Source organism: Variovorax sp. ZS18.2.2 (genome assembly GCF_024701975.1).
GTDB lineage: Bacteria > Pseudomonadota > Gammaproteobacteria > Burkholderiales > Burkholderiaceae_C > Variovorax.
The window spans coordinates 2,112,159-2,132,098 of the sequence record NZ_JANLNM010000001.1 but is presented as its reverse complement, the minus strand read 5'-3'; the positions used below and the strand labels follow the sequence as shown (position 1 = coordinate 2,132,098).

The 19,940-nt window shown below is 68.1% G+C and carries 19 protein-coding genes; 11 read left to right on the top strand and 8 right to left on the bottom strand.

Going from position 1 to position 19,940, the window contains the following annotated elements; genetic code table 11:
* Window positions 1–13 precede the first annotated feature (13 nt).
* Both NU688_RS09990 and NU688_RS09985 read left to right on the top strand, forming a co-directional pair.
* The gene (locus tag NU688_RS09990) at window positions 14–940 is read left to right on the top strand and encodes a DMT family transporter (RefSeq protein ID WP_257860374.1); all 927 of its coding nucleotides are present in this window, start codon (window positions 14–16) and stop codon (window positions 938–940) included.
* Between the two features lie 37 nt (window positions 941–977).
* Complete coding sequence (locus NU688_RS09985) at window positions 978–1,883, top strand: hypothetical protein (RefSeq protein WP_257860373.1); 906 nt, start codon at window positions 978–980, stop codon at window positions 1,881–1,883.
* A 6-nt stretch (window positions 1,884–1,889) separates the two neighbouring features.
* Here the strand turns inward: NU688_RS09985 and NU688_RS09980 are convergent, their stop codons facing one another.
* Window positions 1,890–2,771, bottom strand: a complete 882-nt coding sequence (locus NU688_RS09980; RefSeq protein ID WP_257860372.1) for a CoA transferase — start codon at window positions 2,769–2,771, stop codon at window positions 1,890–1,892.
* Window positions 2,772–2,929: 158 nt separating this feature from the next.
* Here NU688_RS09980 and NU688_RS09975 point away from each other — a divergent pair, with 158 nt between their 5' ends.
* Window positions 2,930–3,973, top strand: coding sequence for an OmpA family protein (locus NU688_RS09975; RefSeq protein WP_257860371.1), 1,044 nt, complete (start codon window positions 2,930–2,932; stop codon window positions 3,971–3,973).
* Between the two features lie 128 nt (window positions 3,974–4,101).
* Window positions 4,102–5,004 (top strand): SDR family oxidoreductase, encoded by a 903-nt coding sequence (locus tag NU688_RS09970; RefSeq protein WP_257860370.1) that lies wholly within the window; start codon window positions 4,102–4,104, stop codon window positions 5,002–5,004.
* Between the two features lie 12 nt (window positions 5,005–5,016).
* Here NU688_RS09970 and NU688_RS09965 read toward each other — a convergent pair whose 3' ends face one another.
* On the bottom strand, window positions 5,017–5,475 hold the full coding sequence (locus NU688_RS09965; protein ID WP_257860551.1) for an Lrp/AsnC family transcriptional regulator: 459 nt from the start codon (window positions 5,473–5,475) through the stop codon (window positions 5,017–5,019).
* 117 nt (window positions 5,476–5,592) lie between these two features.
* On the opposite strand from NU688_RS09965, the gene NU688_RS09960 reads away from it, so the two are divergent.
* Entirely contained in the window at window positions 5,593–6,201 is a 609-nt protein-coding gene (locus tag NU688_RS09960) for a glutathione S-transferase (protein WP_257860369.1), read from the top strand.
* Window position 6,202: 1 nt separating this feature from the next.
* On the opposite strand, the gene NU688_RS09955 is transcribed toward NU688_RS09960, so the two are convergent.
* Window positions 6,203–6,601 carry a DUF488 domain-containing protein gene (locus NU688_RS09955; RefSeq protein ID WP_257860368.1) on the bottom strand — a complete coding sequence of 133 codons (399 nt, stop codon included), beginning with the start codon at window positions 6,599–6,601 and terminating at the stop codon, window positions 6,203–6,205.
* A gap of 21 nt (window positions 6,602–6,622) precedes the next feature.
* Entirely contained in the window at window positions 6,623–8,500 is a 1,878-nt protein-coding gene (locus NU688_RS09950; protein ID WP_257860367.1) for a PhoX family phosphatase, read from the bottom strand.
* A gap of 99 nt (window positions 8,501–8,599) precedes the next feature.
* Here NU688_RS09950 and NU688_RS09945 point away from each other — a divergent pair, with 99 nt between their 5' ends.
* Together NU688_RS09945 and NU688_RS09940 are read left to right on the top strand one after the other, a co-directional pair.
* Entirely contained in the window at window positions 8,600–9,430 is an 831-nt protein-coding gene (locus NU688_RS09945) for a crotonase/enoyl-CoA hydratase family protein (protein WP_257860366.1), read from the top strand.
* 288 nt (window positions 9,431–9,718) lie between these two features.
* Entirely contained in the window at window positions 9,719–10,033 is a 315-nt protein-coding gene (locus tag NU688_RS09940) for a hypothetical protein (protein ID WP_013542063.1), read from the top strand.
* Window positions 10,034–10,055: 22 nt separating this feature from the next.
* Here the strand turns inward: NU688_RS09940 and NU688_RS09935 are convergent, their stop codons facing one another.
* The 3 genes from NU688_RS09935 to NU688_RS09925 all read right to left on the bottom strand — a co-directional run bounded on the left by NU688_RS09935 (window position 10,056) and on the right by NU688_RS09925 (window position 13,033).
* Window positions 10,056–11,318, bottom strand: coding sequence for an acyl-CoA dehydrogenase family protein (locus NU688_RS09935; RefSeq protein WP_257860365.1), 1,263 nt, complete (start codon window positions 11,316–11,318; stop codon window positions 10,056–10,058).
* Between the two features lie 86 nt (window positions 11,319–11,404).
* Window positions 11,405–12,547 (bottom strand): DSD1 family PLP-dependent enzyme, encoded by a 1,143-nt coding sequence (locus tag NU688_RS09930; protein WP_257860364.1) that lies wholly within the window; start codon window positions 12,545–12,547, stop codon window positions 11,405–11,407.
* A gap of 150 nt (window positions 12,548–12,697) precedes the next feature.
* Window positions 12,698–13,033 carry a hypothetical protein gene (locus tag NU688_RS09925; protein ID WP_257860363.1) on the bottom strand — a complete coding sequence of 112 codons (336 nt, stop codon included), beginning with the start codon at window positions 13,031–13,033 and terminating at the stop codon, window positions 12,698–12,700.
* Between the two features lie 185 nt (window positions 13,034–13,218).
* On the opposite strand from NU688_RS09925, the gene NU688_RS09920 reads away from it, so the two are divergent.
* The gene (locus NU688_RS09920) at window positions 13,219–13,485 is read left to right on the top strand and encodes a hypothetical protein (RefSeq protein ID WP_257860362.1); all 267 of its coding nucleotides are present in this window, start codon (window positions 13,219–13,221) and stop codon (window positions 13,483–13,485) included.
* Window positions 13,486–13,513: 28 nt separating this feature from the next.
* Here the strand turns inward: NU688_RS09920 and NU688_RS09915 are convergent, their stop codons facing one another.
* The gene (locus tag NU688_RS09915; protein WP_374684627.1) at window positions 13,514–15,256 is read right to left on the bottom strand and encodes a CocE/NonD family hydrolase; all 1,743 of its coding nucleotides are present in this window, start codon (window positions 15,254–15,256) and stop codon (window positions 13,514–13,516) included.
* A 471-nt stretch (window positions 15,257–15,727) separates the two neighbouring features.
* Between NU688_RS09915 and NU688_RS09910 the strand changes: the two genes are divergently transcribed.
* From NU688_RS09910 to acnD, 3 genes are read left to right on the top strand one after another with little or no spacing between them, the layout of a single operon-like run.
* Complete coding sequence (locus NU688_RS09910; protein ID WP_257860361.1) at window positions 15,728–16,123, top strand: acyl-CoA thioesterase; 396 nt, start codon at window positions 15,728–15,730, stop codon at window positions 16,121–16,123.
* Complete coding sequence (gene prpC, locus NU688_RS09905; RefSeq protein WP_257860360.1) at window positions 16,120–17,289, top strand: 2-methylcitrate synthase; 1,170 nt, start codon at window positions 16,120–16,122, stop codon at window positions 17,287–17,289. Before NU688_RS09910 ends, prpC begins: the two co-directional genes overlap by 4 nt.
* A gap of 20 nt (window positions 17,290–17,309) precedes the next feature.
* Window positions 17,310–19,934, top strand: coding sequence for a Fe/S-dependent 2-methylisocitrate dehydratase AcnD (gene acnD / locus NU688_RS09900; RefSeq protein ID WP_257860359.1), 2,625 nt, complete (start codon window positions 17,310–17,312; stop codon window positions 19,932–19,934).
* Window positions 19,935–19,940 lie beyond the last annotated feature (6 nt).

The window sequence follows — 19,940 nt, the reverse complement described above, 5'->3', positions numbered from 1 at the left end:
AATGAACGCAAGAATGTCTGCCGCCCTGGCCTGGGGCGGCGTGTTGCTGGCTGGTGCGCTGTGGGGCGGCGGTGCGCTGGTGGCGCAATTCCTCATAGATGGCGGCATCGCGCCGCAGAGCCTGTCGCTGGCGCGCTTCGCGCTCGGGGTGCCGCTGTTGTGGTGGCTGCATTGGAGGGCGCAGCGCATGGCGCAATCCACCGACGCGCGCTGGCGCGAGCTGACCCGGCGCGAGCAGTTCCAGGTCGTCGGCACCGGCGCTGCGATGGCGCTCAACGTGAGCTGCTGGTTCGCGGGCATCGCGCACCTGGGCGCCGCGCTGCCGACCGTGATCTCGATCTGCTGCGCGCCGGTGATCGTCGCGCTCGTCTCGGTCGCGCGCGGCTACGAGCCCTTCGGCCTGCGCCTGCTCGGCGGCCTAGTGCTGGCACTCGCAGGCGTGGCGCTGCTGGTGATGCCGGCCGATGGTTGGGGCCCGCTGCCTGCCGGGCATGCCGCCGGCCTCGCCTGGTCGTTCGGCTCGGCCTTCTGCTACGCGCTGGTGGTGCTCGGCAACGCACGCATGCCGGTGCGGGTGCCGGCCGTCACCGCGTCGGCATGGGGCATGAGTGTGGCGGCGCTGTGCATGCTCGCGGTCGCATGGCCGAGCGGCATCACCTGGCCCAACGGCGCGGCCCAATGGCTGGGCGCGAGCTACACCGGCGTGGTGACGACCTCGGTGGCCTACCTGGCCTTTGCCTGGGGCGCACGGCGACTGTCGCCGACGGCGGCCGTGGTCGGCACGCTGATCGAGCCGCTGGTGGCGGCGTTGCTGGCGGCGCTCTTGTTCGCCGAGCCGATGGCGCCCCGGCAGTGGCTGGGCGCTGTGCTGCTCGCAGTGGCGATGCTGCTGCTCATGCGGCGCGGTGCGAAGACGCCACCCGAAACAGAAGCCGACTGAAGCCAAAAGTGGTCGCGCCGTTGTATGGTGTGGCCCCATGAGCAGTTCGCCCCACCTGCCGGCATCGTGGACACGCACCCTGTGCGGCGCCGTCCTGTTCGCAGCCTCGCTGCAGCTGTGTGCCGCGGCACCCGTCGAGTCCGCCGCGCCGGCCCAGGCGCTGCGCGACACCCACAAGCGCCTGAGCGACAAGCTCGACCGCAGCAGCTTCGGCCGCCCCGTGCAGCTGGATTCGAGCGAAACACCCGGCGGGCTCGAGGGCGACGTCTACGCGGTGATCGACCATCCGCTGTCGGAAGTCACTGCCGCGTTCAAGGGATCGGCCCACTGGTGCGAACTGCTCACGCTGCACATCAACAACCGGCGCTGCAAGACCGGCGCGGCACAGGGGCGCGAGACGCTCACGCTCTACGTCGTGCGGCGCTACGACAAGCCTGTCGACCAGGCCTTCGAGCTGCCGTTCGTCTACCGCGTGGCGAATGCGACGCCCGAGCACCTGTCGGTCGAGCTCTCGGCCGCGAGCGGTCCGTTCGGCACGAGCAACTACCGCGTCACGCTCGAAGCGATTGCGCTCGACGCGCAGAAGAGCTTCGTGCATTTCGGCTACAGCTACGACCACAACCTGATGGTGCGGCTCGCCACCCAGGCCTACCTCGCCACCTTCGGCCGCGACAAGGTCGGCTTCACGGTGATGGGCAAGGCGCCCGACGGCAAACCCGAGTACATCCGGGGCTTGCGGGGGCTGGTGGAGCGCAATGCGATGCGCTACTTCCTCACGCTCGATGCCTATCTGTCCAGCGACGCGAAGGATGCCGACGAGCGCCGGCAGCGCCACTGGTTCATGGCCGCCGAGCAGTACCCGCGGCAGCTGCACGAGGTCGATCTCGACACCTACCTCGCGCTCAAGCGCGAAGACCGCCAGCGCGACGGCGCCGGTCGGTGAAGCTCCTCAACCGGCCAGCGTGAGCAGCGGCACGTCGCGCTCGCGGCCCATGGCTTCGAGCTCGGCGCGCGTGCGGGTCGCGAGCCACGCTGCCAGCGCCTCGTGCGTGGCCGTTGCCATCATGTCGGGCGGCGTCACGCCTGCGACTTCGCACAGGCGATTCGCAAAATGCGGCTCCAGCGCCGCCACCGCCACGCGGCCATCGGCACACGGGTAGACGCGGTAGCCCGCATGGGCGCCGCCGACCGCGCCCGAGGGCTGCGTCAGACCCCAGGTGCGTGGCAGGGCGAGCCAGTCGGCCGAGGCGTTCAGGGCGACTTCGAAATACATGCCGCCGTTCTTGTCCCCGCCACGGGCGCGCCGCAGCATGGCTGTCAGCACCGCCTCGCTCGCGAGCAGGGCGCCGCCCATGTCGGCATAGAGCGTGGGCGGCAGCTCGGTGCCGGTGACGAGGCCGCTCTCGGCCACGTAGGTGAGGTCGTGGCCCGGCTCTTCGGCGCGCTCGCCCGGCGCGCCGACGATGGCCACCTGCGAGAGCGACGGATGGCGCGCCTGCAGCGCGGACCAGTCGAGGCCCAGCTTGCGCAGCGCGGAGGGGCGGAACGAGGTGAGCAGCACGTCGGTCTTCGCGAGTGCGGCGTGCAATTGCTGCTGTCCCGCCTCCGTCTTCAGGTCCGCCGTCTCGATGGCGATGCCTTCGTGCAGCGCGGCATACGCCGGCTGGTTGTAGAGCGCCATCGGGTCGCCGCCCGGCGGTTCGAGCTTCAGGCAGGTGGCGCCCATCTGGCGGCAGCGCAGCAGCGCGGCGGGACCGGGCAGGTTGAGCGCAAGGCTCAGGACGCGCACGCCTTCGAGCGGCAGGAATGGGGAGGCGCTGGGGCTTGGCATAGGGCGTATATCCAAAGAACTGGTTGCTATCGAATGCGTAGCGGGCCATGCAGGCAGGGCAAAGGCTGCACGCCGCACCCACCTCAAAAACGGCGGCCGGCAGGCCTCGCGCGCCGGGTTATCGTCGCGGCCATTCTCACTCGACGCCAGGGAGCGCCATGCACGCCGCACGCCATGTCTTTCTTGCCGCTGCACTGCTGGGCGCACTCGCCGGCGTTGCGCAGGCCGACACGCTGGTGCCCAAGCAGGACCTGAAGGGCCTGGGCGATCCGGCGGGCCTCAAGCGCTTCTCGGGCGCGGTGCTCGTGTACCGCGACGACGTGGCCTACGACGAGGTCAAGCTGCCGGTCGCCAAGGCCGTCTACAAGGACGAGAAGGTGACCGCCGCGCGCTCCCTCGACCGCGCGGGCCAGCGCACCGCCCTGCAATACATCACGCCCCCCGACCGCAGCGCGCTGGAAGTGCTGCGCAACTACCAGCAGGAGCAGAAGGGCGCGGGCTTCGAGACGGTGTTCGAGTGCGCGGGCGAAGCCTGCGGCGACAGCCGGGACATCGACAAGACCAGCCTCTCGGCGCTGGTCCTGCCCGACACTTGGTGGACCAAGGCCGGCGACAACTCGCCCGCGGCCTGCGGTGCCGGCCACTTCGTCTCCGACTTCCGCTATGCCGTGCTCGACAACAAGGCGAGCGGCGCTTCCATCGCGCTCATGGTCTGGAAGCCCGGCGATGTCTCGGTGTACTGCGACGAGAAGGAATTCAAGAAGCGCATCAGCGTGCTGGTCGTCAAGGTCGAACCCAAGGCGCGCGAGCAGAAGATGGAGACGCTCTCGGCCTCCGAGCTCGGCAAGAGCCTGGACGCCAATGGCAAGGTCGCCGTCTACGGCATCCTGTTCGACACCGGCAAGGCCGACATCAAGCCCGAGAGCAAGGCCTCGCTCGACCAGATCGGTGCGCTGCTCAAGCAACAGGCCGCGCTCAAGCTGCATGTGGTGGGCCACACCGACAACGTGGGTGCGCTGCCGGTCAACCTCGACCTCAGCAAGCGCCGCGCCGATGCCGTGTCTGCCGCGCTCGCCAAGGACTACGGCATTGCGCGCGACCGCCTTACCGCGAACGGCGTGGCGAGCCTGGCGCCCGTGGCTTCGAATGCCAGCGAGGCGGGCAAGGCGAAGAACCGGCGCGTCGAGCTGGTGCTGCAGTAGCCGTCGCTGCCCGGCGAGCGAAGCCAGATTCCGCAAGCCGCCACCCTTGTGGCGCGCGTAGCATGCGCCGTGGCAGCGTGCGTCCTTGCCGCTGCCGCACGACTCAACGTGACTCAAGGAGACCCCCCATGTTCCAACCTTCCCTGATGAGCGGCCAGCGCATCCTCGTGACCGGCGGCGGCACCGGCCTCGGCCGCGCGATGGCCGAGCGTTTTCTCAGCCTGGGCGCCGACGTCGCCATCTGCGGCCGGCGCCAGGCGGTGTGCGAGGAAACGGCGGCCGAGTGGCGCCAGCAGTTTCCTGGCCGGCGCATCGACACCTTCGGCGTGGACATCCGCATCGCGCAGAGCGTGGACGAGATGGTCGAGAGCCTGTTCCAGAGTGGCGGCCTCACGGGGCTCATCAACAACGCCGCGGGCAACTTCGTCGCACCGACCGAGAGCCTCTCGCCGCGCGCCTTCGACGCGATCGCGAACATCGTCTTCCACGGCAGCTTCTACGTGACGCAGGCGGTGGGCAAGCGCTGGGTGGCGGAGGCCAAGTCGGGCCAATGGAAGCAGGGCGATGCTTTCCGCAGTGTCATGAGCATCATCACGACCTGGGTCGACAACGGCAGCCCCTACGTGGTGCCCTCGGCCATGAGCAAGGCCGGCATCGACGTGATGACCAAGTCGCTCGCGGTGGAGTGGGCGCGGCACGGCATTCGCCTGAATGCCGTGGGCCCGGGCGAGATTCCGACCGAGGGCATGAGCAAGCGCCTGAACCCCGGCGAGGAGCCCGGCGCGCGCAGCAAGCAGAACAACCCGATGGCCCGCACCGGCCGCATGAGCGAGCTGCAGAACCTCGCGGCCTTCCTGATGGCGCCGGGCCAGTGCGACTGGCTCACGGGCCAGAGCATCATGATGGACGGCGGCAACGCGCTGGCCACCGGCGGCAATTTCTACGAACTGCGCCAGTGGAGCGACACCGATTGGCAGGACGCGCGCGAACGCATCGAGGCGCAGAACCAGAAGGACAAGGCGCAGCGCTGAACGCGCTGTCCCTTATTTCTTCGGCGGTTTCGCCGCGTGCACGGTGACGTGCTTGTTCACGGGGCTCGACAACACCAGCGAGGTGGTCACCGCGCCGTCCACCGCCAGCGCATCGACCACGCGCTCCAGGTCGGCCGGCTCGGCGATGGCGCAGCGCACGAAGAAGCAGTCTTCGCCGGTCATGCGGTCGGCGCTCAGCACTTCGGGCATGGCCTCGAACAGCTTCAGGTACTTGGCGATGCCCGCATGCGTGGTGTCGATGCGGATGATGGCCTGCAGCCCCACACCCAGCGCCCGCAGGTTGACGCGGGCGCCGTAGCCCTCGATCACCCCGGCATCCTCGAGCTTGCGCACGCGCTCGCTCATCGCGGGCTGCGAGAGGCCGATGCGCTTGCCCAGCGCGGCCAGGCTCTGCCGCGCATCGGCCTGCAGGGCTTCGAGGATCAGGCGGTCCTTCTTGTCGATGTTCATGGTGTGTTTCATGACCGATGGGTGATCGGTTTGCGGCCCTGATTTTCGATGGGTTGCCATTCGGTGCGGATGCAGCGACCGATATCGTGGCGAAACATCCTCAATGAGAAACAAACAATGCAACTCATCGGCATGCTCGATTCACCCTATGTGCGCCGCGCCGCCATCTCGCTGCGGCTGCTCGGCCTTGCGTTCGAGCACCGCCCGGTCTCGGTCTTCAGCACCTTCGAGCAGTTCCGCGCGATCAACCCGGTGGTCAAGGCGCCCACGCTGGTGTGCGACGACGGCACGGTGCTGATGGATTCGACGCTGATCGTCGACTACGCAGAAGCGCTGGCCGGCCGCAGCCTGCTGCCCGCCGATCTGGCACTGCGGCAGCGCGCGCTGCGCATCACCGGGCTGGCACTGGCGGCCTGCGAGAAGACCGTGCAGATCGTCTACGAACACAACCTGCGCCCGGCCGAGAAGCTGCACCAGCCCTGGCTCGACCGGGTGCAGGGGCAGCTCGCTGCGGCGTATTCGGCGCTGGAGCAAGAGACGGCGGCCATGCCGCTGCCCGATGACGAAGCGACCCTGACGCAGGCCGGCGTTTCATCGGCCGTGGCCTGGTCCTTCACGCAATTGATGCTGCCCGAGGTCATTGCGCCGGCCAGTTTCCCGCTGCTGGCCGCCTACGCCGCGCGCGCAGAAAACCTGCCGGCATTCCTGGCTTTACCCCAGGTGTGATTCAGCCCGCGATGTCCGCGCCGCGCTCGGCCAGCAGCCCGCGCAGCAGCGAGCGGTGGCAGCGCGATTCGTCCTCGCAATAGCAGCCGACCGCAAGGGCGGCGCTGTGCGACAGCGCGGCGAGCAGATCGAGGCTGCGGCTCGCGTCGGACTCGGCCATCTCGGCCTTGTACTTGCGCGCGAAGGCGTTCCATTGCGCGGGCTCCTGCGTTGCCTGCGCCTCCTGGCCCAGCTTCATCGTTTCGGCGGACGGCGCGAGGTTGGGGTACCAGACGTCATACCAATCCTGCGAGGCGAACTCGGTCTTCGGAACGCCGCGCGGCGGGCGGCGCACGGTGCCGACGCGCAGGCCCTCGCCGGGTGCGCGCGGTGTGCCCAGGCGAACGATGCGGATGCTCATGGATGGGTCTCCTTGTTCTCGTCAGGTGCCGACGATACCGCCGTCGCGACGACGGATCGCCAGCGTTGCCGAGCGCGGTCGCGCGGAGCCCGGTGTCGTGCCGTCGGGCCAGGCGCTCACGGGCGTGCCATTGCCATCGTCGCGCGCCTCGCCCGGATGCTGGATGTTCACGAACAGCGTGCGGCGGTCGGGCGTGACCACGCAGCCGGTGATCTCGCTGCCGTTCGGCCCGGTCAGGAAGCGCTTGATCCGACCGGTGGCCGGGTCGGCGCACAGCATCTGGTTGTTGCCCAGCGACGCGTAGGCGGGCTTGCCGATCACCTGGCCGCTCATGTCGGTCTGGATCCAGAGCAGGCCGCCGCTGTCGAAATGCAGGCCGTCGGGGCTGCCGAACATGTCGGCGTCGGCGGCGGGATAGCGCGCGCCGCTGCCCGCCTGCGCGGGGTCGCTAGCGAGCGCGAAGTGGTCCCAGGCGAAGCCGGTGCTCGCCGCATCGTTGCCGTCCTCGCGCCAGCGCAGGATGCCGCCGAAGAGGTTGTTGGCGCGCGGGTTGGCGGCATCGGGCGCGGGCTTGCCGGCGTCGCCGCGCTGGCTGTTGTTGGTGAGGGTGACGTAGACCTCGCGGCTGTGCGGATGCACGGCGATCCACTCGGGGCGGTCCATCTTCGTGCCGCCGACGATGTCGCCTGCCAGGCGCGCGTGGATCAGCACCTCGGCCTGGTCGGCAAAGCCGCTGGACGCGTCGAGGCCGTTGCGGCCGTGCGTGAGTTCGAGCCATTGGCCGCGTCCGTCGGGGTCGAAGCGCGCCACGTAGAGCGTGCCCTCGTCGAGCAGGCGGCTGTTGGCCGGCGCCTGCGGCGCGTCGGTCACGGCGACGATCGAGTCCTTGCTGACGAATTTGTAGATGTATTCGAAGCGCGCATCGTCGCCCATGTAGACGACCGCGCGGCCGTCTTTCGACGTCGTGCAGGTGGCGCTCTCCTGGCGCTTGCGGCCCAGCGCCGTGCGCTTGATCGGCGCGGCGCCGGGTTCGAAGGGGTCGATCTCGACCACCCAGCCGAAGCGGTGCGGCTCGTTCGGGTGGCGGCTCAGGTCGAAGCGCTCCTCGAATCGCCAGTATTCGACCCATTGCGAACCCGGGACCGTGCCGTAGCGGCGCTGTGCATCCGTCATGTCCTTCGCCGCCTCCTTCGGGCCACCGAAGTAGCCGTGGAAGTTCTCTTCGCAGGTGAGATATGTGCCCCAGGGCGTGACGCCCATCGCGCAGTTGGCGAAGGTGCCGAAGACCTGGTCGCCGGCCGGGTCGGCGGCGGTGCGCATCAGCGGCGTGCCCGCGGCCGGGCCGGCGATGCGCATGGGCGTGTTGCCGTGGATGCGGCGCGCAAAGGGTGAGGGCCGCACCTGCTGCCAGCCCCTGGCGGTCCGGCGTATCTCGATCACCGACACGCCCATCGCATGCAGCGACTTGCGCACCTTCTCCGCTGTCCATTCCTTGATGCCGTCCGCGTGCAGCAGTTGCTCGTCGGTGTACTCGTGGTTCATCACGAGCAGGGCGCGGTCCGGCACGGAGAGCGGAAAGAAATGCATGCCGTCGTGGTGCATGCCGGCCTGGAGCGCCTGCTCGTCGGCGGTGTTGCCGGCATTCGGTGCAAAGGCCGGCATCGGGCCCGCAATGCCCGTCGGCGTGCCCCAGGCATAGAGCAGTTGCCACTCGTATTCGGCCGGGATCGCGACGGCATCGCGCAGCGACGCGGGGACGGCCGTGAAGCCGAGCGCATGGCCGGCAGTGGCAGTGCGGCCGCGCCCGGTAACCGGCGCTGCATGGGACTGGCCGAACAGCGCGACCACGGCGGCGGCCGAACCCGATTGAAGAAGAAAGTGGCGACGGTCCAGCGGCATGGCAGGGGTGTTGGGTAGGCGACAGCCGCGATCATCGCCGAGCCTCCGCGCCGGGCGATACTGGCCAAAACCCACAACGAAATCCACAAGGAGACACGCATGAGCGATCGCATCGAATGGACCCTCCACCCCGACGGCGTGGTGGAACTGCAGCTGGCACGCGCCGACAAGATGAACGCGCTCGACCCCGCGATGTTCGATGCGCTGATCGAAGCCGGCGAGGCCCTCCGCGCCGACACGGCGGTGCGCGCCGTGGTGATTTCCGGCCGCGGCAAGGCGTTCTGCGCGGGGCTCGACATGGCCTCGTTCGAGCGCATGCAGCAGCAGGGCGCGGGCGAGGGCGTGCTGGGTGAGGGCGCGGCAGGGGCCGATCTGGTGAAGCGCACCCATGGCGTCTCCAACGCTGCGCAGCACGTCGCGATGGTCTGGCGCGAGGTGCCGGTGCCGGTCATCGCCGCCGTGCACGGCGTGGCTTTCGGTGGTGGTCTTCAGGTGGCGCTGGGCGCGGACATCCGCATCGTCGCGCCCGACACGAAGCTGTCGGTGATGGAGATCAAATGGGGCCTGGTGCCCGACATGGCCGGCATGGTGTTGATGCGCGAACTGGCACGCAACGACGTGGTGCGCGAGCTCACCTTCACCGGGCGCATCTTCTCGGGCGAAGAGGCGCTGCAGATCGGTTTTGCCACGCGCCTCTCGGCCGACCCGCTGGCCGAGGCATTGCAGATGGCGCACGAGATCGCGGGCAAGAGTCCCGATGCGATTCGCGCCGGCAAGCGCCTGCTCAACGCGGCGATGTCAGAGGGCGCAGCGGAGCTGCTGATGGCCGAGTCGGTCGAGCAGAAGGCGCTGATCGGCAGCGCGAACCAAGTCGAAGCCGTGAAGGCCAACATCGAGCGGCGCGCACCGCGTTTCGATCCACCCGCCTGACCGGCAAGCCACCCTTGTGTTGCATCGTCCGCGCTCCGAAAAAGGAGTGCGGCGCCTTCCTTTCCGAACGATTTATGCACTTCGGTTCTCGAAGAAATCGGCATTTAACACACATCGGGTATCTGTGTGTAAGAATTAAGTAGTTGTTTTATAGGGAGGATGAAAGGAAATGGAATCAATTTGTGTGCAGAAGGTCACGTCTTGTCGGGGAGTAGTCCCTTGGAAGGATGGCTCCTGAACTCGCACTCCCTAACAATCGAACGCTTTGCCTAGCGACGGCGACCCCGCATGTCGACGACCACGTTCTTTTGTAACCTCAGTGTGCCCATCCTGGTGGGCGAGGATCGCTACAAGTACATCCCCATCGTTGGGGTCTTCCGCAGCATTCCGTTCGATCAAGTCGATGAGTGGGTGATGCACCCCGACGGCGGACCGCGCAGCGATCGCGAACTCGCGGCCGAAGTGCTTGTCGAGATCCGCAAGCCCCTCGGCGCGAGTGGACGCACCGCGCCACACGCCTTCGATGTGGCCGACATCCTGCAACTGGATCGCGCTGCCGCGATCGTTGTCTCCACTTTTCTCGCCGCGCTGCCTCGCGTCTGAGGCCTCCGCTTTTCTTGCGCCGTCAGGCCGCAATCGCTCCCACCGCCCAGTAGAACGTCGGCCTCGCTCCGTTGAGCAGGTGATCGCCGACCACGCGCCCCTTGTAGATCGTCGGGTTGTGCGATGCCAGCGTGCGCGCGTTGCGCCAGTGGCGGTCGAGCCGGCGGTCTTCCTGCAGCGCCGAGGCGCCGCCGATGTCGAAGAGCCGCGTGCCCGCCTGCAGCACCGCATCGACGATGCCGGCCTGCGCCTTCGCGGTGTTGAGTTCCACCTCGAACAGCAGGCTCTCGGGAACGGCTTCGCCGCGCTGGCGGAAGCGGTCGACCTCGCCGAGCCCGCGCGCCACGGCCTGCACGGTGGACGCCGCGATGAACGCGGTGCTCGCCAGCTGGCCGATGACCTGCTGCACCAGCGGATCTTCACGCGGCGTGTCGCCGCTGCCGTGGCTGTAGACCCGCTTGCGCGGCTGCACGAAGGCGACCGCGTCGCGCACGATGGCGCGTGCGATGCCCGCCAGCGTGGCGAGATGCGTGAGTTGGAAATGCGCGGTGAGCGGCGTCGGCTGGTCGCGCACGTAGAGCAGCACGTTCTCGGGCTTCACCCGCACGTTGCGAAAGCGCGTGGTGCCCGATGCGCTCAGCCGCTGGCCGAAGCCGCGCCAATCGTCGACGCGCTCCACGCCTTCGGCTTCCGAGGGCACGAGCGCGATCACGCGGTCGCTGCTGCCGTCGGCGTTCAGGCGCTGGGCCGAGACCGAGATCCAGTCGGCGTAGAGCGTGCCGGTGCTGTAGTACTTGTCGCCGTCGAGCCGCCATGCATCGCCGTCGCGCGACAGCGTGGTCTGCAGCGCGCCGAGCGCGCCTTCGCCCAGTTCCGTGGTGGCGTTGCCGAAGATCACGCCTTCGGCCGCAAGCCGCATCCACGGGCCATGCAGCGACGGATCGATCTCCGCGAACAGCCGCTCGATGAAGCTGAAGTGCGCGCGCAGGATCTGCGGCAGGTTGGAGTCGGCCTCGCCGAGCTCGATGAGCAGGTCGTACAACTGCTCGACCGACGCTCCGATGCCGCCGTATTCGGCAGGCACGCGCAGGGCGCCGAAGCGTTCGGCGTTGAGCCAGGCGACCGGCTCATGGGCCAGTTCGCGGTCGTTTTCGCGCTGCGCCGCGTGCACGGCGATGCGGTTGAAGATGGGGCGAAAGCGCGCGAGCAGTTGTTGCGAGGAGGGCGCTGCCGACGCCACATCGGGGGCGCGCGTCGGGCGCGGTGTGTCTTGGAGGATGGGCATTGGACCCGGACTGTGCCCCGGCCGCACCCGTCTTGGGAAATACGCTTTCCGAGTTTCCTTATGCCGAGTACGCCGTCCGCAATGGGCTATCGCTTCCCGCGCGCATCCACCGGCCAGATCGCCACCAGCGCGCCGCCTTCGACCACGTGATAGACGTCGTGCAGGTTCACCGTCGGATCGCAATGCGGCGTCACGAACTCAATGCGCGTGCCCAGCGCGGGCCGCGTCCCCGCCGGCATCAGCTTGCCGTGCTCGTCGCCGAAGAAGGCGTAGCGGCTCGCGGCATCGATACCGCGAGCGACCAGCGGCACGCCGCTGTCCGTGGCGAAGCATTTGGTGCCGCCGTCGACCGTGACCCAGTCCGCCGCATTGGTGCTGACCACGGCCGTCTGCACGAAGAGGGCCACCTCGAAGGGCGAAGGCTCGGTGCCGGCGGCCAGCACCTGCGTGTATTCCGCGTCCATGAAGACATAGGAGCCGGCCTGCAGTTCGGTGAAGGCGTTCTGCTCCGAATCGAGGTCGTGGGTGCCGGTGCCGGCACCGGTGACGATCTCGAAATGGATTCCCTTGCGCCGGGCCGCCGCGACGATGCCCGCCACGGTTTCGCGCAGTGCCGCGGCCGCCGCGCTGCGTTCTTCGCGCGCCACGATGTGCTGCAGGTTGCCCGCATAGGCCTGAAGGCCGCGCAGCCGCAGGCCCGGCTCGGCGGCAATGGCTGCGGCGAGCGCGAGCACCTGCGCCTCGTTCGCGGCGCCGGTGCGGTTGTAGCCGGCGCCGTAGTCGACCAGCACAGGCAGCGGATGCAGCAGCCCGCTCGCGGCCCGGGCCAGGTCGGCCACGTTGGCCAGGTTGTCGGCCACCACCATCACGCCGCCGGGCGCCGCGCGCTCGGCGAGCTTGACGAGGCGCGCGATCTTGCTCGGCGTGACGGCGGGCGAGGTGATCAGCACGCTGCGGATGCCGCCGTCGACCATGACTTCCGCCTCGCCCAGGGTGACGCAGCTCACGCCGATGGCGCCCGCGGCCACCTGGCGCCGCGCGATCTCGATCGACTTGTGGGTCTTCACGTGCGGCCTGAGGCCGATGCCGCGCGCCTTGGCAAAGGCGGCCATGCGTTCGATGTTGCGGGTCATCGCGGGCAGGTCGATCAGCAGGGCGGGGGTGTCGAGCAGGTGGCGGCCGCCGGGAACGCCGATCAGCGGCGAATTGGGATGCTGGGGTCTGGGCATTCTTTTGTCTTCCTTTGTTCTTGGATTTGGATGTGCGATGCGTGGGCGCATGCATGCGGAATGATCGCATCCAAATATTCGCACGATCCGTTGGTGTGCGAATGGCCGCCGTTGCGCAATGACAGCGCGCGGCGCCGAAGCCTCGAAGGTCTATCGCGTCCGCTTCGCGGCGCTGGTCGGCACGCTGGCGTCGCCCTGGAACGCCGAGTCGCGCGGCCGCAGCGCCAGCCACCACAGCAGCCCCGCATTGACTGCCCAACTGCCCGCGAGCAGCAGCAGCGCGGTGTTCGCCACGCCGGGCGAAAGATCGAGCGTGAGCAGGCCCAGCGACCACGGCAGCCCACCCGCGATGGCGACCAGCATGCCCACATCGCTTTCCGGAACGGCCGCGCTGCCCAGCACGCACACCACGCCGGCGACCGTATAGATCGACGCTGCAATGCGCCAGCCGGGGCGAAAGGACAGTGGGGAACGCGCCGTGGACATGACCCGAGCATCGCCGATTGCCGTGTCAGCCGTGAAGGCCGGATACGCGCAGGAACGTAGTGTTTTGGCGACGGTTCATCGGCGGGCCTGCCAACCAGATCACACGATTGCCGGGTTCCACTGCGGCAGCAGAACCTTCACAGCCGTTTCGCGCGACTGTCACTTGACCCCGCCACCATGCGCCCATGGCTGGCCAACTCATCTCCATCGCCCTCACCGTCGACCAACACGACGCCGGGGATTATTTCTGGGTGCTCCTCGAATCCTTCGACAACTCGATGGAGTTCGAGCCGCTGATGGAGGCCGCGACAGGCTTCGCCACATACGGCGATGCGCTGCAGGCGGGCTACGTCGTGCTCAAGGGGCTGTCGGAGGACCTGGGCACAGGCCCCAGGGAAGAGGGCGACGATGCGAACCTGATGGCGATGGACGACGTGGGGGACACCGACTGACGCGTTGTGTCCCCCGCGAAGGTGAAGCTCAGCGCGTCGGCACGACCAGCGTCGCTTGCAGAACCGGGTCGAACTCGAAGCGCACCCCGAAACGCTCGCCCGGATTGACCGGCGACGCGTACAGGCTGTCCGCCGTGTCCAGTACCACGCCGATGTGGTGGCCCGCCGGAATGTCGTACGCGGTGGCCGAGAAGTCGATCGGCAGATCGACCGTCTGCCCCGCCGTGGCCCAGTGCAGCGTGGCCGCGCCGTGCGTGATCAGCACGCCCGTGCCGATCGCATCCACGTCGTACAGGTAGGCCGACACCTGCGAGCGTGCCTGTGTCGGCGTGACGCGCAGGTTCAGCTTGGCGATGCCCCGGATCTTCTTCGTGCTCTGGAGCGCCGGTCCTTCGTAGCGCACGCCGGTGGACAGGCCCACCGTCAGCAGCGAATTGACCACCGGCAGGTTGATGGTTTCGCCGAGCGTGGAGAGCACCGGGATCGGCCCGCTGGTGGCCGTGGTGTCCCAGAAGTTCTGGATCAGGTCGGAGCCGCGCGTGGCATTGGGCGAAGACGAGATCGAGCCCTTGTCTCCCTTGCCGCACAGGCAGCCGAGGTCGAAGCGCAGCGCGCCGCGCGGGCCGAGGTAGTAGGTCTGGTCGCTCAGTTCGGGCGCGGGCCAGGTGGCGAAGGATTCGCGGCGGTCGCTGAACTTGACCTGCATCGTCACCTTGGGTTCGGTGTCCACGCCGTTCTGCACGCCCTTGAGCCAGCGATCGAACCAGCGGTGCGCCTGGTCGTACGGGTAGTTGTCGGCGCCCAGCAACGCGCCGGTCAGCTCGGCCGAGGCGTGGATGCCCGGGTTGAGCACGAACTTCTTCGGCCCCGTGAGCGCCGCGAACATCGCGAGCGACGAGTTGGGCGTGAACAGGTCGTCCTGGAAGTTCTTGCTGATGAACACCGGCGCATTGCGCGCGTTGATCGCATCCACATAGCTGGACGGCGAACGCACCTTCGACCACGCGGTGATCTCGGCGATCTTCGCGGCCGGGGTGTCGGGGTCCATCAGCGCCTGCATGTACTGGTTCACCTCGGGCGCGGGGCGGCCCACGACGGTGCCCAGGCTGAGGATGGTTCCCCAGGTCACGTTGCCGGTGCTGCGGGCGTAGAGCTCGTCGGCCATCGTGCCCCAGCCGGAGAGCGCCACCGCGGTCTTGATCCGCGCATCCTTGGCCAGCGCCATCAGCGAGAGGCCGGCGCCGTAGGAGATGCCGCTGGCCGCGATGTTGTTCGCATCGACCGGCGCGTTGGCCTGCAGCCAGTCGATCACCGAGGAGACATCGCGCACGTCTTCCGGCGCGGCCGCGCCGACCAGGCCTTCGGACAGCCAGAAGCCGCGCGCGCTGTAGCTCGCGACCACGTAGCCGTCCCTGGCAAGCCGCTGCTGCTGGCCGATGTATTCGACGCGGCCGGGCGCGGACCAGCTGGCGATCATCACGATGGTCGGAAAGGTCTGCGTGCTGCTCGTGCGTTTGGGCAGGAACAGGTTGGCCGCGAGCTTGGTGCCGTCGAAGCTGGGGATCGTCAGCGCGGGGATCCAGCAGGTGCCGTCGATGGGCGAGACGATGCCCGGCGACTGCAGGGGCGTGGTGTAGCGGGCGGCCTCCGCGGGGGTGGCTACCCGGCAGAGTTCGGCGGAGGTCTGGGCGAGGGCTGGGGCGGCGGGTGAGGCGAGCGCCAGGACCATGGCGGGCAGCGCCAGCAAGGTCGGGATTCTTGAGATTGGCATGCGACGTCTTCTTCCTGAATGTTCTGTCTGTCGTTCGGGTGTTCCGCAACGCGAGGCATCGCGCCGGGAACGGCTACGGCTGGAGAAACAGGGGAGCCAACGCTTGCCGGTGACGGCTGCGTTGATCCCGGAGGCGACAACCCGCATGAGGGCAGGCGAATGGTGATCGCCGGCATCGCGCCCGGGACGACGTCGAGCCGCTGGCGAATCGACGGTTAAAAAGAACGATCGTTCGTTCTAACGAGGCGGATTGCACCATGGCGCAAAGGACTGCGGCCATAGCGCTATCCCGTAAAACTTCGGTAGTCGGGTGGCACCTCCCATTCGCCCGGTTGTCGTTTCCCGTGACCTGGGCGCGAGACGGTGCCATGGCGAATATTCACAAGATTCGCAGAACGAAGCGATCGACTTCGCAAGAGTTCGCCCTTTCAGTCCTTATGCAAAGGGCGCAATCTGCGTAGATTGCGAACCATGACGACACCCGTTGGAACAATAGAACTCCGCGAGCTGGTGCTGCCGGTGCATGCCAATCACCGCGGCACGCTCTTCGCCGGCCAGGGCCTGCAACTGATGAGCAAGGCGGCCTTCCTGGCAGCCCGCGGCCTGGCACAGCGCGAGGTGGTGATGGCCGGCGTGACCAGCGTCGCCTTTCTCGCTCCCGTGCCGGTGGGCTACCAGCTCATCCTGCGCGGCTGGGTCAGCCGCATCGGCCGTTGCTCGATGACCGTGTGCGTGACCGGCATCGCCGACGTGCCGGGCGTTCCGGCGGAGGAAGTCCTCAAGGGTGTGTTCGAGATGGTGGCGGTCGACGCCGCCGGCCGTCCCGCTGGCATCGATCGCTCTTATCTGAACAAGGAAACCGCATGACCACCACCACGACCGAAACTACCGCTCCCGCCGGCTTCAAGCCCAAGAAATCCGTCGCCCTGTCGGGCGTGACCGCGGGCAACACCGCGCTGTGCACCGTGGGCCGCACCGGCAACGACCTGCACTACCGCGGCTACGACATCCTGGACATCGCCGAGGTCTGCGAGTTCGAGGAAATCGCCCACCTCCTGGTGCACGGCAAGCTGCCCACACGCGCCGAGCTCAAGGCCTACAAGACGCGGCTGAAGGCGATGCGCGGCCTGCCGGCCAACGTGAAGAGCGCGCTGGAGAGCCTGCCCGCGGGTGCCCACCCGATGGACGTGATGCGCACCGGTGTCTCGGCGCTGGGTTGCGTGCTGCCCGAGAAGGACGACCACAACCTGCCCGGCGCGCGCGACATCGCCGACCGCCTGATGGCCTCGCTCGGCTCGATGCTGCTGTACTGGTACCACTGGAGCAGCCAGGGCAAGCGCATCGAGGTGGAGACCGACGACGATTCGATCGGCGGCCACTTCCTGCATCTGCTGCACGGCGAGAAGCCCAGCGAAGCCTGGGTGCGCGCGATGCACACCTCGCTGAACCTGTACGCCGAGCACGAATTCAACGCCAGCACCTTCACCGCGCGCGTGATCGCCGGCACCGGCAGCGACATGCACTCGGCCATTGCCGGCGCTATCGGCGCGCTGCGCGGCCCCAAGCACGGCGGCGCGAACGAGGTCGCCTTCGAGATCCAGAAGCGTTACGACGCGCCCGATGAAGCCGAGGCCGACATCCGCCGCCGCGTGGAAGCCAAGGAGGTCGTCATCGGCTTCGGCCACCCGGTGTACACGGTGAGCGATCCGCGCAACGTGGTGATCAAGGGCGTGGCGAAATCGCTGTCCGAGGAGGCCGGCTCCACCAAGATGTTCGACATCGCGGAGCGGCTGGAGACGGTGATGTGGGAGGTCAAGAAGATGTTCCCCAACCTCGACTGGTTCAGTGCGGTGAGCTACCACATGATGGGCGTGCCCACGGCGATGTTCACGCCCCTCTTCGTGATCGCGCGCACCAGTGGCTGGGCTGCGCATGTGATCGAGCAGCGCGTGGACAACAAGATCATTCGCCCGAGCGCGAACTACACCGGTCCGGAAGACCTGAAGTTCGTGCCGATCGCGGCGCGCGTCTGAGCCGCTTTCCGATTCCCCCGATGAACCCACGACACAGAAAACAACTCCCCGGCACCGCGCTGGACTACATCGACGCCCGCGCCGCGGTCGACGCGCTGCAAAGCGGCGCCTGGGACACGCTGCCCTACACCGCGCGCGTGCACGCCGAGAACCTGGTGCGCCGCTGCGACCTTTCCATCCTCGACGAATGCCTGCTGCAGCTCATCGAGCGGCGGCGCGATCGCGACTTTCCGTGGTTTCCGGTGCGCGTGGTGTGCCACGACATCCTGGGCCAGACCGCGCTGGTGGACCTGGCAGGTTTGCGCGATGCCATCGCGGCCGAGGGCGGCGATCCGTCGCAGGTGAACCCGGTGGTGCCGGTGCAGTTGATCGTGGACCACTCGCTGGCCGTGGAGTGCGGCGGCTTCGATCCGCAAGCGTTCGAGAAGAACCGCCAGATCGAAGACCGCCGCAACGAAGACCGCTTCCATTTCATCGACTGGACGAAACGCGCCTTCGCCAACATGGAGGTGATCCCGGCGGGGAACGGGATCATGCATCAGATCAATCTGGAGAAGATGTCGCCGGTGGTCTACGTGCAGGACGGCCTGGCCTTTCCCGACACCTGCGTGGGCACCGACAGCCACACGCCGCACGTCGATGCGCTGGGCGTGATCGCGGTAGGCGTGGGCGGCCTCGAAGCCGAGAACGTGATGCTGGGCCGCGCCTCGTGGATGCGTCTGCCGGACATCGTCGGCGTCGAGCTGACCGGTCGGCGCCAACCAGGCATCACCGCCACCGACATCGTGCTGGCGCTCACCGAGTTCCTGCGCAAGGAAAAGGTGGTCGGCGCGTACCTGGAGTTCTTCGGCGAAGGCACGCGGGGCCTCACGATTGGCGACCGCGCCACCATCTCGAACATGTGCCCCGAGTACGGCGCCACCGCCGCGCTGTTCTATATCGACGACCAGACGCTCACCTACCTGCGGCTCACGGGCCGCGAAGACACGCAGGTCGCGCTGGTCGAAACGTATGCGAAGACTGCCGGCTTCTGGGGCGATGCGCTGAAAACCGCGAGCTACGAACGGGTGCTGAAGTTCGACCTCTCGAGCGTCGTGCGCAACATGGCCGGACCCTCCAACCCGCACCGCCGCCTGCCGACCTCGCAACTGGTCGAGCGCGACATCGCCGTCGGCCTGGCCGAGGCCCGGCTGCAGGAGGCCGCAGGGCTGATGCCCGATGGCGCCGTGATCATCGCGGCCATCACCTCGTGCACCAACACCTCGAACCCGCGCAACGTGATCGCCGCGGGCCTGCTTGCGCGCAACGCCAACCGCTTGGGCCTGAAGCGCAAGCCGTGGGTCAAGTCGTCGCTGGCGCCGGGCTCTAAGACGGTCGAGCTCTACCTGCGCGACGCCGGCCTGCTGCACGACCTGGAGCAGCTGGGCTTTGGCATCGTCGCCTTCGCCTGCACCACCTGCAACGGCATGTCGGGCGCGCTGGACCCGAAGATCCAGCAGGAGATCATCGAGCGCGACCTGTACGCCACCGCGGTGCTCTCGGGAAACCGCAACTTCGACGGGCGCATCCACCCGTATGCGAAGCAGGCCTTCCTGGCTTCGCCGCCGCTGGTGGTGGCCTACGCGATCGCGGGCACGATGCGCTTCGACATCGAGCGCGACGTGCTGGACGTGGTCGACGGCAAGGAGATTCACCTGGCCGACCTGTGGCCGAGCGACGAGGAGATCGATGCGATCGTCGCGGCTTCCGTCAGGCCCGAGATGTTCCGCAAGGTGTACGAGCCGATGTTCGCGATCCATGCGGACAACGGCGAGAAGGTGAGCCCGCAGTACGACTGGCGGCCGCAATCGACCTACATCCGCCGCCCGCCGTACTGGGACAGCGAGGGCGTGGGCGCGCTCGCTGCCGTGCCGCGCACGCTGCGCGGCATGCGGCCATTGGCCATCCTGCCGGACAACATCACGACCGATCACCTGTCGCCCTCCAACGCGATCCTGCTGGACAGCGCCGCTGGCGAGTACCTGGCGAAGATGGGCCTGCCGGAAGAAGACTTCAACTCGTACGCCACGCATCGCGGCGACCACCTGACAGCCATGCGCGCTACCTTCGCGAACCCGCAGCTCGTCAACGAGATGGCGGTGGAGGGCGGTGTGCAGAAGAAGGGATCGCTCGCGCGCATCGAGCCCGAGGGCAATGTCGTGCGCATGTGGGAGGCCATCGAGACCTACCTGAACCGCCGGCAGCCGCTCATCATCGTGGCCGGCGCCGACTACGGCCAGGGGTCGTCGCGCGACTGGGCCGCCAAGGGCGTGCGGCTGGCCGGCGTGGAGACTGTCGTGGCCGAGGGCTTTGAGCGCATCCACCGCACCAACCTGCTCGGCATGGGCGTGATGCCGCTGGAGTTCAAGCCCGGCACCACGCGCCTCACGCTGGGCCTGGACGGCACCGAAACCTACGACGTGGTCGGCGAGCCCAGGCCGCGCGCCGACCTGACGCTGGTCGTGCACCGCAAGAGCGGAGAAACGCTCCAGGTCCCGGTGACCTGCCGGCTCGACACGGCCGAGGAAGTGTCCATCTACGAGGCGGGCGGTGTGCTGCAGCGTTTTGCGCAAGACTTCCTGGCCGAGAACCGACTCGCCGCCTGAGACAAC

Excerpts from the sequence above, each read along its gene's own strand:
- NU688_RS09990 (WP_257860374.1), top strand. The coding sequence starts at position 14 with ATGTCTGCCGCCCTGGCCTGGGGCGGCGTGTTGCTGGCTGGTGCGCTG.
- NU688_RS09985 (WP_257860373.1), top strand. The coding sequence starts at position 978 with ATGAGCAGTTCGCCCCACCTGCCGGCATCGTGGACACGCACCCTGTGC.
- NU688_RS09980 (WP_257860372.1), bottom strand. The coding sequence starts at position 2,771 with ATGCCAAGCCCCAGCGCCTCCCCATTCCTGCCGCTCGAAGGCGTGCGC.
- NU688_RS09975 (WP_257860371.1), top strand. The coding sequence starts at position 2,930 with ATGCACGCCGCACGCCATGTCTTTCTTGCCGCTGCACTGCTGGGCGCA.
- NU688_RS09970 (WP_257860370.1), top strand. The coding sequence starts at position 4,102 with ATGTTCCAACCTTCCCTGATGAGCGGCCAGCGCATCCTCGTGACCGGC.
- NU688_RS09965 (WP_257860551.1), bottom strand. The coding sequence starts at position 5,475 with ATGAACATCGACAAGAAGGACCGCCTGATCCTCGAAGCCCTGCAGGCC.
- NU688_RS09960 (WP_257860369.1), top strand. The coding sequence starts at position 5,593 with ATGCAACTCATCGGCATGCTCGATTCACCCTATGTGCGCCGCGCCGCC.
- NU688_RS09955 (WP_257860368.1), bottom strand. The coding sequence starts at position 6,601 with ATGAGCATCCGCATCGTTCGCCTGGGCACACCGCGCGCACCCGGCGAG.
- NU688_RS09950 (WP_257860367.1), bottom strand. The coding sequence starts at position 8,500 with ATGCCGCTGGACCGTCGCCACTTTCTTCTTCAATCGGGTTCGGCCGCC.
- NU688_RS09945 (WP_257860366.1), top strand. The coding sequence starts at position 8,600 with ATGAGCGATCGCATCGAATGGACCCTCCACCCCGACGGCGTGGTGGAA.
- NU688_RS09940 (WP_013542063.1), top strand. The coding sequence starts at position 9,719 with ATGTCGACGACCACGTTCTTTTGTAACCTCAGTGTGCCCATCCTGGTG.
- NU688_RS09935 (WP_257860365.1), bottom strand. The coding sequence starts at position 11,318 with ATGCCCATCCTCCAAGACACACCGCGCCCGACGCGCGCCCCCGATGTG.
- NU688_RS09930 (WP_257860364.1), bottom strand. The coding sequence starts at position 12,547 with ATGCCCAGACCCCAGCATCCCAATTCGCCGCTGATCGGCGTTCCCGGC.
- NU688_RS09925 (WP_257860363.1), bottom strand. The coding sequence starts at position 13,033 with ATGTCCACGGCGCGTTCCCCACTGTCCTTTCGCCCCGGCTGGCGCATT.
- NU688_RS09920 (WP_257860362.1), top strand. The coding sequence starts at position 13,219 with ATGGCTGGCCAACTCATCTCCATCGCCCTCACCGTCGACCAACACGAC.
- NU688_RS09915 (WP_374684627.1), bottom strand. The coding sequence starts at position 15,256 with ATGCCAATCTCAAGAATCCCGACCTTGCTGGCGCTGCCCGCCATGGTC.
- NU688_RS09910 (WP_257860361.1), top strand. The coding sequence starts at position 15,728 with ATGACGACACCCGTTGGAACAATAGAACTCCGCGAGCTGGTGCTGCCG.
- prpC (WP_257860360.1), top strand. The coding sequence starts at position 16,120 with ATGACCACCACCACGACCGAAACTACCGCTCCCGCCGGCTTCAAGCCC.
- acnD (WP_257860359.1), top strand. The coding sequence starts at position 17,310 with ATGAACCCACGACACAGAAAACAACTCCCCGGCACCGCGCTGGACTAC.